The following is a 13,816-nucleotide window of genomic DNA, read 5'->3' on the forward strand; positions in this document are numbered from 1 at the left end:
TCGCTCGAAAACGCTTTGGTTATTGCCTGGCGAGCGCCAGCGAGAACTCGCCGTTGCGCACGCGCGCGGCTAGCCCTTCGGCGAACTTGGCGACCGCATCCTCGCCATAGGTGGAGACGAGCTCGGCCAGCGCCGCAAACAGGCTCGCCTGCGCCAGGCAGTCGCCGTCGACGCCGTCATGACGCGCCTCCGCCCAGGCCTCGTTCAGGTAGCCCAGCGCGGCTTGCTTCTGCTCGTGATCGGGCCGCGGGTCGTTGTGAGGGGGAAAGGACGCTGGATGGCGCATGAAACTCATCGGAATAGGTACGCGGTCCGGAAGCGAACCACGGCGACACCGGCGAGGTGTAGCACGCATGCGGGTACCGCCTAGCCCATATCTTTAAGAAAGGTTAACGCGCCTCTCGGCATTTAAAGGGGAATTCCCGATGTCGGCCGCCCCTTTAGCCAAATGAGCTGTGGATATGGTCCAGCACCGCGCGCGGCGAGGCGCAGAGGTGGCTGGCGCCGGCCTCGACGAGCTCTTTGGCGGTGCCATAGCCGTAGGTGACGCCGACCGCACGGATGCCGTTCTTGTTCGCCCCGATCACGTCGTGGCTGCGGTCGCCGATCATCACGGCCCGCGCCGGATCCGCCCCGGTCTGCTCCAGCGCATAGGCAAGCAGCTCGACCTTGTTGACGCGGGTGCCGTCGAGCTCGGAGCCGAACACCTGGTCGAAATAACCTGACAGCCCAAAATGCGCGATGATCCGCGTCGCGAACATGTGCGGCTTGGAGGTCGCCACGAACATCCGGCGCGGCCCCTGCCGCAGCGCGGCCAGCACCTGCGCGATATCGGGATAGACGGCGTTCTCGAACAGCCCGACATCGCCGAACCGCTCGCGGTACAAGGCAACCGCGTGGTCGGCGAGTTCCTCGCCGCCGAGCAGCGTCACAAAGCTTCCTCGCAGGGGAGGCCCGATGCACCAGGTCAATTCGTCCTGCGAGGGAACCGGATGGCCGAGCTTGCGCAGCGCATACTGAATCGAGCCGGTGATGCCCGGCTTCGGGTCGGTCAGTGTGCCGTCGAGGTCGAAGAAGATCGCGCCGTCAGTTGGCATACCGGGCCGTCAGGTCGCGCGAGATCTTCGAGCCCTCCTCGATGTAGCGGCGAATCGCCACCACGGCCGCCGGCGTGCAGGTGCGGTAGGTCTGCTGGAAGCCGTTATAGCCGCGGTTGAAGCCTGCGATCATGCGGGCGCGGCGGTCCCCGGAGGGGGTTTCGGCGTCGATCAGGGCCTGCATCTCGTTTCGCCATTTGGCCCCTTCATTGGCGCCGCAGATGCCCCGCAAATAGTGCAGGGTGCCGAGGATCTCGGCCAGCCGCTGCAGGTCGCCGTCGAACGGCGCAGCCGCGTCCTGCGCCCGGGCGGGCGTCACGAGGCATGCCGACAGCACAATCAAAACGGCGAAACAGGCTTTGCGCATCAGGGGTTCCGGGACGGCCCGTGGTATGCCCCCGCAATGCGCCCGAGGCAAGGCAGCGAAAGCCCCGAATCGGGCCTCAAATCAGCCCCCTAGCGGCCGCGATCACTTCGTGGAGCCCGCCGGTGACCTTGAGGTCGCCGATCTCCTCAGGCCGCAGCCATTTGAAATCGTCATGCTCGTCGTTCAGCACCGGTTCCCCTGACACCCAGCGCGCCGCGAAGGTCATGATCAGATAGTGCCCGGCGCCGGGTCCGGCCGGCAGCACCTCGCGCCAGCCGGCCAGGCCCAGGATCTCGATGCGCAGGCCGGTTTCTTCATCGACCTCGCGGTGCAGGGCGGTGTGCAGGGATTCGCCGAATTCGACCCGACCGCCGGGCAGCGAATAGAAGCCCTTGCCGGGCGAGCGGGCGCGGCGCACCAGCAGCGCCTTGCCCTCGCGGAAGATCGCGCCGGAGACGGCGAGCTGCGGACGGATCGGGGGGTCTGAAGAGGTCAAGGCAATCGGCAACCGGTTTCAAACACCATCATGCCCGATAAATCAGGCGCTCGCCATGATGCTGTCGACATCGGCCTCCGCGGCGCCGTTGATGACGCCGGCGGTCAGCATCACCAGCGGCTTGACCCAGACGATCGCCTGCTCGGCGAGCGCGACCCGGCTCGTGTCCTGCTGCAACTGGCGCATCGCCGAGCCGACCTCGAGCAGGATCCGCGTCATGCTGGCGGTGAGTTGGTCGAATTCGGCGCGGATCTCGCCGTCCGCCATCTGATAGGCCTCGATCGCCAGATCGCGCGCCTTGAAGCTGGAAGCCGTGAAATGCTCGGCATAGGACAGCGGCCGCCACTCCAGGAAATCGCTGGCGCATTCCGGCATATCCGGAATCATCTCCAGCAGCATGATGGCTTCGTTGAAGTGATTGAGGTAGTCGGTCGCAAGCCCGGTGCGGGGATTGATGTTGGCGGCGCGCAACTGCGCGGCCCGCGCCTCATCGGGATACGTCGGTCGCGGGGATGAGCCCGCTATGGCGGCCGTTGAGGTCATCTGATGCAGTCTTTAACGGTCGGGGTTAAAGCGGATTAAACGGATACCTATTTGGATGGGATATGTGCGGACGCTTTGTCATCACCTCGCCGCCGGCGGCCTTGCGGCAGATCTTCGGCTACATCGAGCAGCCGAATTTTCCGCCGCGGTATAATGTTGCGCCGACCCAGCCGATCCCGGTCGTGATCCTGGACAATGGCGGCCGGCATTTTCAATTGATGCGCTGGGGCCTGATCCCGTCCTGGGTCAAGGATCCTCGCACCTTCTCGCTGTTGATCAACGCCCGCTCTGAGACGGTGCGCGAGAAGCCGGCGTTCAAGAATGCGCTTCTGCGGCGTCGCGCGCTGGTGCCGGCCGACGGCTATTACGAATGGCAGGATGCCGGCGGCCGCAGGCGTCCGTTCTTCATCCATCGCCGCGACGGCCATCCGATTGCGTTCGCCGCGCTCGCCGAGACCTGGATGGGCCCGAACGGCGAGGAGCAGGACACCGTCGCGATCGTCACCGCGCCGGCAAGCCGCGACCTCGCGAGCCTGCATCACCGTGTCCCCGTCACCATCGCGCCCGACGCCTTCGAGCGCTGGCTCGACTGCCGCGCCAACGACGTCGACGACGTGATGCCGATGCTGAGGGGACCCGAGGTCGGTGAGTTCGGCTGGCACCAGGTGACGACGCGCGTGAACAGCTTTGCGAACGACGACGCACAACTCATGCTGCCGATGACCGCGGAAGAGATCGCCGCCGAGGAAGCCCCGCCGCCGAAGAAGCCCGCGCCGCGCAAGACACCGGTGCGCGAGGACGACGGGCAGGGGTCGTTGTTCTGAGGCGCGAGTGCAGCCACGAGCACGCTGCGCTCCCTCTCCCGCTTGCGGGGGAGGGCGGGGGTAGGGTGTTGCCGCGAGTCGGACCCTTCGTGTGGGGAGAGCCCCCACCCGCATCGCATCTGACGATGCGACGCGACCTCCCCCGCAAGCGGGAGAGGTGCAGCGAGTTTGCCGACAAACCTTTCGCTCCTCAGCAACGAATGAAATTCATGCTTCATGGATCAGGCGCCGATCAGGGCACGCACCAGCATTCTCGCGGCGCGATGCGTCCGAGGTTTTCGTCGATCTTCGCCCTCTCTTGAACAGAGGGCGCAGGGAAAGCCGGGTGCCGATCGCACCATGGGCCCCGAGCAAAAGTAGGAAGCTCGGGGGTAGGACCACAGGTGTAACCGGAGCAATCCCGGCCTTCCCTGCGCGATGGTTTACGGCTTATACGTGCTCTCCCCGGCGAGACTGGGCTTTGTTGTCACCGTCATCAGCGAGAGAACTCGTCTCTTGCTGATGAGACACCTGCCACTAGGGCGTCAGGCCTGCACGACTTCACCGTCCGCCTCATACGCACTCGTCAGTTGCGCACTCGGCGTCCACCGCATCTCGACCCAACACTCGTGACGATCGCGAAGCGCCCCTCAAGCGGGTGAGACGGGCCATTCATACACTGAGTTGTGCTTCTGGAAAACAGAAATATTTTTGCAGAAGGGACTTGCGCCGTCGGGCAACTCAGTGATTGCACTGTCACCCCTTCACCGACGCCACGCCTTCGATCTCGATCAGCATCTTCGGATTGGGCAGCGCCACCACCACGCAGGTGGTGCGCGCGGGATAGGGCGGCGGACCGAACGCGCCGGCATAGAGCGCGTTCATCGTCGCGACGTCGGACGCGCGCGTCAGCAGCACGTTGACCTTGACGAGGTCGCGCATCGTGGCGCCCGCTTCATCAAGCACGCGCCTGAAATTGATGACGACGTTGGCGAACTGCGCCTCGAAGCCGTCGGGCAAATTGCCGTTGGCGTCGAAGCCGGGAATGCCGGAGATGAACAGCAAATCGCCGACGCGGGCGCCGAACGAGAGCGGCGGCGCCTTGATGCCGGGCGGAGGTGGGAAGTGCTTGATCACTGTCATGGGTCACCCGTCTGCGCGAGAGGGAAGGGCAGTGCTTTGCACGGCACGCGGTGTGGCCTGGCGCCGGCGCCAGAATTCGTAGCCGATCATGCCCAAAATCATCGCCACGACGAACACCACGATCGGCAGCGTGAGGCCGGCAAGGTTGACCAGCGCCGGCCCGGGGCAGATGCCAACAAGGCCCCAGCCGATGCCGAACAGCACCGCACCTGTGACCAGCGGTGCATCGATATCGCTGCGGTCGGGCCAGAGAAAGCGGGCCGAGAGCGCGGGCGCGGCGCGGTGCCGCGCGATTGCAAAGCCGGCCGCCGTGACAGCCACGGCGCCCGCCATCACGAAGGCGAGCGTCGCATCCCAGGCGCCGAAGATGTCGAGGAAGCCGAGCACCTTCTGCGGATAGGTCATGCCCGAGATCAAAAGGCCCGCGCCGAAGATCAGCCCGCATATGAAGCTGGCGAGAATCTGCATCGCTAGCCTCCCAGCCCGTGCCTCACGATCGCGACCGTCGCGATCGCCGTCAGCAGGAAGATGCAAGTCGCCGCGATCGAGCGGCCGGACAGCCGGGCAAAGCCGCAGACGCCGTGGCCGGAGGTGCAGCCATTGCCCATCCGGGTGCCGAACCCGACCAGGAGCCCCGCGATCGCGATCACCACGAGGCTCGCATTCATCTGAGGCCGCGGCAGCGGCGCGCCGAACAGCGCTGCGATCAATGGCGCCGCGATCAGCCCCGCGACGAAGGCGATGCGCCAGCCGCGGTCGGCGGAACCGCCCAGCAGCGCGCCGCCGACAATGCCGGTGACGCCGGCGATCCGCCCGGTCAACAGCATCAGCAGCGCCGCGGCGAGCCCGATCAGCACGCCGCCGAGGAGGCCGGAGAGGGGAGCGAAGTTATGCATGGCGGCACCTGTTGCCTCGGCGCTCAGATGCGTAGGGTGGGTTGGCCAACGGGTCCGCGCTGAGCGCTGTCAGATGATAAACTCCGCGCTAGCTGGGACAAGCGCAATCCGGCATGCCTTGTAGGCATTTCAACGGTGCCATCAGTCGGTTAGATTGGCGCAGATTCGATCTGCCTCTCACATCGTTCGGAGAACTCCCCATGAGATTGTCATCCGTCGCCCGCGCCGCGATGCTCGCGCTGGCGCTGCTCACCGGATCGTCCGCCGCCCGGGCTGACGAGGCGGCCGTGACACTCGTCATCTTCAAGGGGGGCTGGATCTTCGGCGGCTCCATCGGCAAGGGCGTCATGACCTTCCACGGCAAGACCTACGGGCTCACGGCCGGCGGGCTGGACTATGGGCTCGTCTTCGGTGGCTCCCAGACCACGTTGCAGGGGCGGGTCCGAAATATCCGCCGGGCTCAGGATATCGCCGGCGTCTACGCCGCGGCGGGCATGGGCGTTGCGCTCGGCGCCGGCGTGCGCGGCATCGTGCTGACCAACCCGAACGGCGCGATCCTGGAATTGGGCGGCAAGCAGGTCGGACTGATGGCCAATGTCGACCTCAGCGGGCTTGCGATTACGTTGAAGGAATAACTGCCTGCAAGATTCAGATGGCAGTTCTTAGGGTGGGTAGAGCCAACGGGTCCGCGCTGAGCGCGGCCCGATGATAAACTCCGCGAAACCACCTCTCTCAGCACCACGAAGCCGATGGGTTTCGCTGCGCTCTACCCATACTACGATCTATGCGATCCACTCAGCCAGCTCACGCCACGGCTGCAACGTCCAATGTCCTGACGCCGCGCCCGACGGCGACGGCAGCACGAACACATCTGGAAAGCCGCTCGTTGGCGGTTGCCGGCCGAACGCAATCGCGCTGGTCGGCCGGTGGTAGAACAGGCTCGCCGCTGTCTTGCTGGTGAATGCGATGGTCCTCGGGCGGAACGTCTCGATCTTTCTCCTGAAGCCGATGACGTCGAATGACTGCCTCGCGATCTCGTGATCCATCCCGGCGCCGGTCTTGGAGAGATCGGTGAAGCCGATGCCGAGCTCAAGCAGTGCCACGAACTCGTCCGGCCGATAGCGCCGCGGCGTGATGGCGGCCTCGTGCAGCGCCCGCCAGAAGCGGTTGCCGGGATGCGCGTAGTAATGCCCGACGGCCGCTGAGCGCGTGCTGGCCGCGGTGCCGACGAAGACGAGGCGCAGATTGGCGCGGAGCTGGTCGGGCAGGCGATGGGAGATGTTGTCGGTCATTCGATAAAAGGGCGGAGAAGAGGCGCAGTGGCAAGATGTAGCCCGCATGAGCCAACAGATCTCGCGAACGCGCGTCCGATGACAGGCTCCGCGATATGCGGGGGCCCAAGCATCACGCCAAATCGTCTTCTGATAGCCCCAAATTCTCGAGCAGACTTTTCAAAATGGCGACCTGCCCCCCGGTGACCTTCCGAAATGCGTCCTTCACCGGAAACCAGTCTGCGCGATCCGCCTCGGGGAACTCGGCAAGGCGCCCCGACTTCGGCGGCCACTCCATCGCGAAACTGTTGCTCTTGAACGATGCCAGGTCGAACTCGCCTTCGAACGCCCACGCGCTGACCTGCTTGCCGCCCGGTTGCTTGAAGACTCCGAGCTCGACGAACGAGCCGGCCGGCCGCTGTCCCGTTTCCTCCTCGAATTCCCGCTTCGCGGCAACCAGGGGATCCTCGCCGTCTTCGTACAGGCCTTTCGGGATCGACCACGCGCCATCGTCCTTCTTCGCCCAGAACGGACCGCCGGGGTGCACAAGCAGAACTTCCGGGCTGCTTCCCCCGTAGCGAAACATGAGCAAGCCGGCACTTCGTTTGGCCATGGTTGATCTCGAACGTGTGCTGCTGTGCGCTAACGCGCAGGCTCCTTGGTTCGTTCGTCGGTTGCGACCGACTCTGCCGGCCTCGTCGAGCGCACCATCAGGAACGTTCCCGAGGACGATGTGCCCGCTATCTTCCAGCGCCCGTCGATCTCTGTCGCCTCGGCATTGACCGAGCCTTCATATTGGACCGTGTCATAGCCGTAGCCGGGCGGCTCGTAGCGTTTGACGAGCGAGACCGCCTTGCCGGAGCGACGACCCGCAATCGACGCGTTGTGGGCGCTCAACGGACAACCCGGCATCATGCAGGGTTCGGTCACGCTTCCGCCGAGCGCGCCGCTGGCGTCGATCAGCGTCACCAGAAACGTGACCACGCCGACGCCCGGCTGAACATAGGTGCCGTCCCAGACTCCGGTGAGATTGTCGGTCATTGTGGTCCTAGCGAAGTGTAGGCGACTGTGGCCCGCATGAGCGTAGCGATATGCGGGACGGATATAAATCCCTGATGTCGCAGCGAACGATGTGGCGCAGGCAGCGCCTCAACGCAAGTTGTGCGCGCCCGCGAGCGGTTGCCTGATCAGGCAAAACGGTCTGTAATCGACCCAAACAGATCAAGAAGAATTCCGGAGCCGGACATGACGGGAGCGGCCAAGACCCACTACGAGGTGATCGTCGTCGGCGCCGGCGTGGCGGGCATCTACCAGATCAAGCGGCTGGTCGATCTCGGCATCGACGCGACCGTGCTTGAAGCGGCCCCCGATCTCGGCGGCACCTGGTACTGGAACCGCTATCCCGGCTGCCGCTTCGATTCCGAGAGCTACACCTACGGCTTCTCGTTCTCGCGCGAGCTGCTCGACGAGTGGCACTGGAAGGAGCGCTTCTCCGGCCAGCCCGAGAATTTGCGCTACCTCAACTACGTCGCCGACAAGTTCGACCTCCGCAAGCATATGCAGTTCAACTGCAAGGTCGAAACCATGCGTTTCGACGAGGCGCGGGATCTCTGGCACCTGACGATCGCCGACGGCCGCGAGCTGACCTGCCGCTTCGTGGTGCTCGCGATCGGGTTGCTCTCGGCGCCGACCATGCCGCGCGTGGAAGGCATCGACGACTTCAAGGGCCGCTCGTTCCATACCTATTACTGGCCGCACGAGCCGATCGATCTCGCCGGCAAGAGAGTGGCCGTGATCGGCACCGGCGCCACCGGCATCCAGTTAATCGGTGAGATCGCCGACAAGGTCGGCGAGCTCACCGTGTTCCAGCGCCGGCCGAACTGGAGCGCGCCGCTCAACAACAGCGCGATTTCTGAGGCGGAAATGGCCGACATCCGTGCCCGCTATGACGAGATCTTCGCCGCCTGCGCGCTCACGCCGGGCAGCTTTCTGCACGGGCCCGACCGCCGCGGCTTCTACGAGGTGACGCGCGAGGAGCGGCTGAAGCTGTGGGACAAGCTCTACGACGAGCCCGGCTTCGGCATCTGGCTGGCGAATTTCCGCGAGATCTTCATGGATGAAGCCGCCAATGCCGAATTGTCGGAGTATATCGCCGGTCGCATCCGCCAGCGCGTCAGGGATCCCAAGGTTGCCGAAAAACTGATCCCGCGGGATCACGGCTTCGGCGTGCAGCGCCTGCCGCTGGAGACGAACTATTTCGAGGTCTATAACCGCGACAACGTGCATCTCGTCGATCTCAGCGAGACGCCGCTGGTGCGCGTGACCGAGACGGGCTTGCGGACATCGGCGCGCGACTATGACTTCGACATCATCGTCTACGCCACAGGATTCGATGCCATCACCGGCGCCTATGACCTGATCGACATCCGTGGCATCGGCGGCGAGAAGCTGGCGGACAAATGGAAGCATGCGCCGTCCACCTTCCTCGGCATGCTCGTGCACGGCTTCCCGAATTTGCTGATGCCGACCGGGCCGCAAAGCGCGTCCGCCTCGACCAACTTCCCGCGCGGCATCGAGAATGGCGTCAACTGGTGCACCAACCTGCTGCAATACATGTGGGACCGCGGCTACACGCGCGCGGACGCGACGCTCGAGGCGCAGGAGCGCTGGACCGCGCATGTCGTCAAGATGTACGAGATCATGCTGATGCGCAAAGCCAAGGGCTGGTTCACTGGCTACAACTCCAACGTGCCCGGCCACGAAGCGGGGACGGTACGGTATTTCGTCTACAACGGCGGCATGCCGAAGTTTTTGGGGATCATCAACGGGGTGGCGGCGAGGGGGTATGAGGAGATCGCGTTTGGGGCGGCCCCGGCGGCCGAAGTGCAGGGGGCGACGGTTGGCGTGTCGGCGTAGATCGAATGCAAGCCCTTGGATGCGCTTCGCTCGTTCGGGCCGCTTGCCGCTATATTGTCTCGGAGTTCGTTAGATACGAGCTTTGCCTTCCGTTCTGTTCGGCGAGATTATGCTTTGTATTTGATTTAGGAAGCTCTTGAAGTCTCTCAGATTGTCCAACTCTTTCGGAAGAACGCCATCCGAATCAAAATGCATCACGTCATTGCGAATTCTTCGAATATTGTCCAAATCATTGCAGAAGCTGCTGCGATCGATCGCAAGACCAAATTGCTTCCAGCGATCCGGTTTTTCCAAGAGCCTTAGATACTCCCCGAACGCTAAATCGTCTGGTCCCTTTATTGTTCGAGAGCCATCACTGGGATCTCTAACATCAGTAAGATCGTTGGTTGAGAAGCGGTCGGCGACTACCGGAGCTATTTGAAGTGGCGCATCAATGTAGTTGGACTCGAAGTCAGGAGCCGTTTCCAGCTTGTACGCCTTCAGTTCGCGCCGGATTTGAGCGACTATCGAATAACCTCGCCGTTGAGCGCCAAACCAAGATAGAAACTCTCGTGTGGTTACCGGCGGCGGAGTATTGCCCTTGTTGATCTCATCCGAGATCTTAGCAAGATACGAATTCATAGATCCTCGAGCAAAGGAAGCTTTGGCGAATAGTTGAGGTTTATCACGCGTAGTGCCAAATCGGTACAATCTTTGGTATAGTGCAGGCGGCCGGCCTTGTTACGACGCAGAATGAGCCGGGCGCCTTTGGCCCGGCTCATGTTCGTCGAACGTTCTCGTTGTTGGTAGGTAAATCGTTCCTCACAACACCCGATTGCTCTCCTTCACCTTCTCCGCGTCCAGATAAACGTCCGACCCCATTTCCTTGAACTTGGCACTCATCTGCGCCATGCCCTGTTCCTTGTCGTTGAGCGTCGCGGCATAGTCGCGGACGTCCTGGGTGATCTTCATGGAGCAGAATTTCGGGCCGCACATCGAGCAGAAATGCGCGACCTTGTGGGCTTCCTTCGGCAAGGTCTCGTCGTGGAAGGCTCGCGCGGTCTCGGGGTCGAGGCCGAGGTTGAACTGGTCCTCCCAGCGGAAGTCGAACCGCGCGCGAGAGAGCGCATCGTCGCGGAGCTGCGCCGCGGGATGGCCCTTGGCGAGATCGGCGGCGTGGGCTGCGATCTTGTAGGTGATGACGCCGGTCTTGACGTCGTTGCGGTCGGGCAGGCCGAGATGCTCCTTCGGCGTGACGTAGCAGAGCATCGCACAGCCGAACCAGCCGATCATCGCGGCGCCAATCCCTGAGGTGATGTGGTCATAGCCCGGCGCGATGTCTGTCGTCAGCGGCCCGAGGGTGTAGAACGGCGCCTCGCCGCACTCCTGGAGCTGCTTGTCCATGTTGATCTTGATCTTGTGCATCGGGATATGGCCGGGGCCCTCGATCATGACCTGGCAGCCCTTGTCCCAGGCGATCTTCGTGAGTTCGCCCAAGGTCTCCAGCTCGGCGAACTGCGCGCGGTCGTTGGCATCCGCGATCGAGCCCGGGCGCAGGCCGTCGCCGAGCGAGAACGAGACGTCATACTTGCGCATGATGTCGCAGATGTCCTCGAAATGGGTGTAGAGGAAGCTCTCCTTGTGATGCGCCAGGCACCACTTCGCCATGATCGAGCCGCCGCGCGACACGATGCCGGTGACGCGGTTGGCAGTGAGGTGGATATAGGGCAGGCGCACGCCGGCGTGGATCGTGAAGTAGTCGACGCCCTGTTCGCACTGCTCGATCAGCGTGTCCTTGTAGAGTTCCCATGTGAGCTGGACGGGATCGCCGTTGCACTTCTCCAGCGCCTGGTAGATCGGCACGGTACCGATCGGCACCGGCGAGTTGCGCAGGATCCATTCGCGGGTGGTGTGGATGTTGCGCCCGGTCGAGAGGTCCATCACGGTGTCGGCGCCCCAGCGGATCGCCCACACCATCTTGTCGACCTCTTCCTCCACCGATGAGGTCACCGCCGAGTTGCCGATATTGGCGTTGATCTTGGTCAGGAAGTTGCGGCCGATGATCATCGGCTCGAGCTCGGCATGGTTGATGTTGGAGGGGATGATGGCCCGTCCCCGTGCGATCTCGCTGCGCACGAATTCCGGTGTGATGAAGGCCGGCACCGCAGCACCGAAGCTCTCGCCGTCGGCTAGCGCCGCTTCGGCGCGCTCGAGCTTAAGCTTGCGGCCGAGGTTCTCGCGCTCGGCGACGTAGATCATCTCCTTTGTGATGATGCCGGCGCGGGCGAATTCGAGCTGGGTGATCTTGTGGCCGTCGAGCCCGCGCAGCGGCTTGTGGTGCGCGGTGAAGGCTTTCGCGGCATGCGAGGCGCCGACATTGCCGTTGTCCTCCGGCTTGATTTCGCGGCCCTCATATTCCTCGACGCCGCCGCGCTCCTTGACCCAGGCCAGACGGTTGCGCGGCAGGCCGGCATTGACGTCGATGGTCAGCTGCGGATCGGTGTAGGGGCCCGAAGTGTCATAGACCGGCAAGTTCGGTTCGCCGGCGCCTTCCGAGAGGATGATCTCGCGCAGCGGCACGCGCAGATCGGGCGCGGCCTCCGGCGTCGCGAAGATCTTGCGCGAGGCGGGCAGCGAGCCGGTCGTGACGGCGGGCCGGGTGGTGTCGGGATTGGAGCGGATGTTCATAATGGATCCTCCGTTGAATTCCGGTTAGGCGGCCGCGGCGCTCTGGCCGAGCCATTGTCTGACCCGCGCGTCGGGGTCGGGGTTCTGGGTGACGTCGGAGACGACGGCGATCGAGTCGGCGCCGGCGGCGAAGATCTCGGCCGCGTGCTCGAACTTGATGCCGCCGATCGCGACAAGGGGGATGGAGCCGACGCGCTTCTTCCACTCCGTGATCTTCGGAATGCCCTGCGGTTCGAACCGCATCGACTTCAGCGTGGTGAAGAAGATCGGGCCCAGCGCGATATAATCGGGCTTGGCGGCAAGCGCGGTGGCGAGCTCGTCGTCGTCATGGGTGGAGATGCCGAGCGTCAGCCTGGCCTTGCGGATCTCGGCGAGGTCGGCGTCGGCGAGATCTTCCTGGCCGAGATGCAGATGCTCGGCACCCGCGACGATCGCCGCGCGCCAATAGTCGTTGACGACGAGCTTGGTCGGCGTGCCCTTGGTCACCGCGAGCGCGTCGCTGACGATCTGCAGCGCCTGGCCGTCATCGAGGTCCTTGGCGCGGAGCTGGATGGTGCCGACGCCGAGTTTTGTCAGGCGCTCGACCCACTTGATGCTGTCGACGACGGGATAAAAGCGATCAGGATACGCGCGGCGATCAGGATACGGCATGCCAGAACGGGGTCCCAACGACAGGGGTGGAGGGGGAGGCGAAGTCGCGGGCTTCCATCAGCCCGGCCTCATAGGCGGTGCGGCCGGCCTCGACGCCGAGGCGGAAGGCATTGGCCATGCCGACCGGATCGGCGGCCTTGGCGACCGCGGTGTTGAGCAGCACGGCGTCGTAACCAAGCTCGAGCGCCTCGGCCGCGTGCGACGGCGCACCCAGGCCGGCATCGACCACCAGCGTGATGTCTGATAGCCGGTCGCGCAGCAGCTTCAGCGCGTCGCGGTTGATGATGCCCTTCGCGCTGCCGATCGGCGCGGCCCACGGCATCACCACCTTGCAACCGGCATCGACGAGACGCGAGGCGACCGAGAGATCCTCGGTGCAATAGGGGAACACTTCAAAACCGTCCTTGATGAGGATGGTGGCGGCCTCGACCAGGCCGACCACGTCGGGCTGCAGCGTATCGTTGTCGGCAATCACCTCCAGCTTGATCCAGGGGGTGTCGAACAATTCGCGCGCGAGCTTGGCCGTGGTGACCGCCTCGCGCACGCTGCGGCAGCCCGCGGTGTTCGGCAGCACGGTGACGCCGAGCTCGCGGATCAGCGACCAGAACGCATCACCGGTCTTGCCGCCGGCCGCCTCGCGCCGCAGCGACACCGTGACGATGTTGGCGCCCGCGGCCCGGATCGCTTCTTGCATGATCGCGGGCGAGGGGTAGAGCGCCGTGCCGATCAAGAGGCGGGAGGCGAAGGATTTGCCGTAGAAGGTGACCATTGCATCAACGTCCTCTAGCCGTCAGCCCCAAGCACTACTCGTCATCCCCGCGAAGGCGGGGATCCAGTATTCCAGAGGCCGTGCCGTTGAGCAGATAGGCCGCGGCGTACTGGATCGCCCGGTCAAGCCGGGCGATGACTGCGGTGGGCGGGACGCGGGATCGCGTCTCACGAGCAGAGCTTCGACCATTCTTGCCT

The 13,816-nt window shown here is 64.1% G+C and carries 18 protein-coding genes; 3 read left to right on the forward strand and 15 right to left on the reverse strand.

The window, feature by feature from the left end:
• Positions 1 to 19: 19 nt before the first annotated feature.
• The 5 genes from MTX19_RS09705 to MTX19_RS09725 form a co-directional block, all read right to left on the reverse strand.
• Positions 20 to 286: a hypothetical protein gene (locus MTX19_RS09705; RefSeq protein WP_280976246.1), complete on the reverse strand. Its 267-nt coding sequence runs from the start codon at positions 284 to 286 to the stop codon at positions 20 to 22.
• A 154-nt stretch (positions 287 to 440) separates the two neighbouring features.
• Positions 441 to 1,097, reverse strand: a complete 657-nt coding sequence (locus tag MTX19_RS09710; protein ID WP_280983407.1) for an HAD family hydrolase — start codon at positions 1,095 to 1,097, stop codon at positions 441 to 443.
• Positions 1,087 to 1,464, reverse strand: coding sequence for a TIGR02301 family protein (locus MTX19_RS09715; RefSeq protein WP_280983408.1), 378 nt, complete (start codon positions 1,462 to 1,464; stop codon positions 1,087 to 1,089). The genes MTX19_RS09710 and MTX19_RS09715 overlap by 11 nt, the downstream gene beginning before the upstream one ends.
• Positions 1,465 to 1,540: 76 nt before the next feature.
• Positions 1,541 to 1,960, reverse strand: a complete 420-nt coding sequence (locus MTX19_RS09720) for an NUDIX hydrolase (RefSeq protein WP_280983409.1) — start codon at positions 1,958 to 1,960, stop codon at positions 1,541 to 1,543.
• 42 nt (positions 1,961 to 2,002) lie between these two features.
• Positions 2,003 to 2,503 carry a hypothetical protein gene (locus MTX19_RS09725; protein WP_280983410.1) on the reverse strand — a complete coding sequence of 167 codons (501 nt, stop codon included), beginning with the start codon at positions 2,501 to 2,503 and terminating at the stop codon, positions 2,003 to 2,005.
• Positions 2,504 to 2,565: 62 nt separating this feature from the next.
• On the opposite strand from MTX19_RS09725, the gene MTX19_RS09730 reads away from it, so the two are divergent.
• Positions 2,566 to 3,327: an SOS response-associated peptidase gene (locus MTX19_RS09730; protein WP_280983411.1), complete on the forward strand. Its 762-nt coding sequence runs from the start codon at positions 2,566 to 2,568 to the stop codon at positions 3,325 to 3,327.
• A 735-nt stretch (positions 3,328 to 4,062) separates the two neighbouring features.
• On the opposite strand, the gene MTX19_RS09735 is transcribed toward MTX19_RS09730, so the two are convergent.
• From MTX19_RS09735 to MTX19_RS09745, 3 genes are read right to left on the reverse strand one after another with little or no spacing between them, the layout of a single operon-like run.
• The gene (locus MTX19_RS09735; RefSeq protein WP_280983412.1) at positions 4,063 to 4,449 is read right to left on the reverse strand and encodes a RidA family protein; all 387 of its coding nucleotides are present in this window, start codon (positions 4,447 to 4,449) and stop codon (positions 4,063 to 4,065) included.
• Between the two features lie 3 nt (positions 4,450 to 4,452).
• On the reverse strand, positions 4,453 to 4,917 hold the full coding sequence (locus tag MTX19_RS09740; RefSeq protein WP_280983413.1) for a DUF6691 family protein: 465 nt from the start codon (positions 4,915 to 4,917) through the stop codon (positions 4,453 to 4,455).
• 2 nt (positions 4,918 to 4,919) lie between these two features.
• Positions 4,920 to 5,345: a YeeE/YedE thiosulfate transporter family protein gene (locus MTX19_RS09745; RefSeq protein ID WP_280983414.1), complete on the reverse strand. Its 426-nt coding sequence runs from the start codon at positions 5,343 to 5,345 to the stop codon at positions 4,920 to 4,922.
• A gap of 200 nt (positions 5,346 to 5,545) precedes the next feature.
• Here MTX19_RS09745 and MTX19_RS09750 point away from each other — a divergent pair, with 200 nt between their 5' ends.
• A complete protein-coding gene (locus MTX19_RS09750) occupies positions 5,546 to 5,980 on the forward strand; it encodes a hypothetical protein (protein ID WP_280985939.1) in 435 nt (144 codons plus the stop codon).
• A 147-nt stretch (positions 5,981 to 6,127) separates the two neighbouring features.
• Here the strand turns inward: MTX19_RS09750 and MTX19_RS09755 are convergent, their stop codons facing one another.
• The 3 genes from MTX19_RS09755 to MTX19_RS09765 form a co-directional block, all read right to left on the reverse strand.
• Complete coding sequence (locus MTX19_RS09755; RefSeq protein WP_280983415.1) at positions 6,128 to 6,637, reverse strand: mismatch-specific DNA-glycosylase; 510 nt, start codon at positions 6,635 to 6,637, stop codon at positions 6,128 to 6,130.
• A gap of 112 nt (positions 6,638 to 6,749) precedes the next feature.
• The gene (locus tag MTX19_RS09760; protein WP_280983416.1) at positions 6,750 to 7,229 is read right to left on the reverse strand and encodes an NUDIX domain-containing protein; all 480 of its coding nucleotides are present in this window, start codon (positions 7,227 to 7,229) and stop codon (positions 6,750 to 6,752) included.
• Positions 7,230 to 7,258: 29 nt separating this feature from the next.
• Positions 7,259 to 7,657: a hypothetical protein gene (locus tag MTX19_RS09765; RefSeq protein ID WP_280983417.1), complete on the reverse strand. Its 399-nt coding sequence runs from the start codon at positions 7,655 to 7,657 to the stop codon at positions 7,259 to 7,261.
• 204 nt (positions 7,658 to 7,861) lie between these two features.
• Here MTX19_RS09765 and MTX19_RS09770 point away from each other — a divergent pair, with 204 nt between their 5' ends.
• Positions 7,862 to 9,532 (forward strand): NAD(P)/FAD-dependent oxidoreductase, encoded by a 1,671-nt coding sequence (locus MTX19_RS09770; RefSeq protein ID WP_280983418.1) that lies wholly within the window; start codon positions 7,862 to 7,864, stop codon positions 9,530 to 9,532.
• Between the two features lie 69 nt (positions 9,533 to 9,601).
• Here MTX19_RS09770 and MTX19_RS09775 read toward each other — a convergent pair whose 3' ends face one another.
• The 4 genes from MTX19_RS09775 to MTX19_RS09790 all read right to left on the reverse strand — a co-directional run bounded on the left by MTX19_RS09775 (position 9,602) and on the right by MTX19_RS09790 (position 13,619).
• On the reverse strand, positions 9,602 to 10,153 hold the full coding sequence (locus tag MTX19_RS09775; RefSeq protein WP_280983419.1) for a hypothetical protein: 552 nt from the start codon (positions 10,151 to 10,153) through the stop codon (positions 9,602 to 9,604).
• Positions 10,154 to 10,333: 180 nt separating this feature from the next.
• The gene (gene thiC, locus MTX19_RS09780) at positions 10,334 to 12,199 is read right to left on the reverse strand and encodes a phosphomethylpyrimidine synthase ThiC (RefSeq protein ID WP_280985940.1); all 1,866 of its coding nucleotides are present in this window, start codon (positions 12,197 to 12,199) and stop codon (positions 10,334 to 10,336) included.
• Between the two features lie 24 nt (positions 12,200 to 12,223).
• The gene (locus MTX19_RS09785; protein ID WP_280983421.1) at positions 12,224 to 12,850 is read right to left on the reverse strand and encodes a thiamine phosphate synthase; all 627 of its coding nucleotides are present in this window, start codon (positions 12,848 to 12,850) and stop codon (positions 12,224 to 12,226) included.
• Positions 12,837 to 13,619 (reverse strand): thiazole synthase, encoded by a 783-nt coding sequence (locus MTX19_RS09790; RefSeq protein ID WP_280983422.1) that lies wholly within the window; start codon positions 13,617 to 13,619, stop codon positions 12,837 to 12,839. The genes MTX19_RS09785 and MTX19_RS09790 overlap by 14 nt, the downstream gene beginning before the upstream one ends.
• Positions 13,620 to 13,816: the final 197 nt, after the last annotated feature.

The sequence above is a fragment of the Bradyrhizobium sp. ISRA464 genome, from assembly GCF_029910095.1.
GTDB lineage: Bacteria > Pseudomonadota > Alphaproteobacteria > Rhizobiales > Xanthobacteraceae > Bradyrhizobium.

Coding starts and splice junctions, on each gene's coding strand:
- MTX19_RS09775 (WP_280983419.1), bottom strand. CDS start 10,153: ATGAATTCGTATCTTGCTAAGATCTCGGATGAGATCAACAAGGGCAAT.
- MTX19_RS09750 (WP_280985939.1), top strand. CDS start 5,546: ATGAGATTGTCATCCGTCGCCCGCGCCGCGATGCTCGCGCTGGCGCTG.
- MTX19_RS09760 (WP_280983416.1), bottom strand. CDS start 7,229: ATGGCCAAACGAAGTGCCGGCTTGCTCATGTTTCGCTACGGGGGAAGC.
- MTX19_RS09755 (WP_280983415.1), bottom strand. CDS start 6,637: ATGACCGACAACATCTCCCATCGCCTGCCCGACCAGCTCCGCGCCAAT.
- thiC (WP_280985940.1), bottom strand. CDS start 12,199: ATGAACATCCGCTCCAATCCCGACACCACCCGGCCCGCCGTCACGACC.
- MTX19_RS09745 (WP_280983414.1), bottom strand. CDS start 5,345: ATGCATAACTTCGCTCCCCTCTCCGGCCTCCTCGGCGGCGTGCTGATC.
- MTX19_RS09715 (WP_280983408.1), bottom strand. CDS start 1,464: ATGCGCAAAGCCTGTTTCGCCGTTTTGATTGTGCTGTCGGCATGCCTC.
- MTX19_RS09725 (WP_280983410.1), bottom strand. CDS start 2,503: ATGACCTCAACGGCCGCCATAGCGGGCTCATCCCCGCGACCGACGTAT.
- MTX19_RS09790 (WP_280983422.1), bottom strand. CDS start 13,619: ATGGTCACCTTCTACGGCAAATCCTTCGCCTCCCGCCTCTTGATCGGC.
- MTX19_RS09710 (WP_280983407.1), bottom strand. CDS start 1,097: ATGCCAACTGACGGCGCGATCTTCTTCGACCTCGACGGCACACTGACC.
- MTX19_RS09735 (WP_280983412.1), bottom strand. CDS start 4,449: ATGACAGTGATCAAGCACTTCCCACCTCCGCCCGGCATCAAGGCGCCG.
- MTX19_RS09740 (WP_280983413.1), bottom strand. CDS start 4,917: ATGCAGATTCTCGCCAGCTTCATATGCGGGCTGATCTTCGGCGCGGGC.
- MTX19_RS09765 (WP_280983417.1), bottom strand. CDS start 7,657: ATGACCGACAATCTCACCGGAGTCTGGGACGGCACCTATGTTCAGCCG.
- MTX19_RS09705 (WP_280976246.1), bottom strand. CDS start 286: ATGCGCCATCCAGCGTCCTTTCCCCCTCACAACGACCCGCGGCCCGAT.
- MTX19_RS09770 (WP_280983418.1), top strand. CDS start 7,862: ATGACGGGAGCGGCCAAGACCCACTACGAGGTGATCGTCGTCGGCGCC.
- MTX19_RS09785 (WP_280983421.1), bottom strand. CDS start 12,850: ATGCCGTATCCTGATCGCCGCGCGTATCCTGATCGCTTTTATCCCGTC.
- MTX19_RS09730 (WP_280983411.1), top strand. CDS start 2,566: ATGTGCGGACGCTTTGTCATCACCTCGCCGCCGGCGGCCTTGCGGCAG.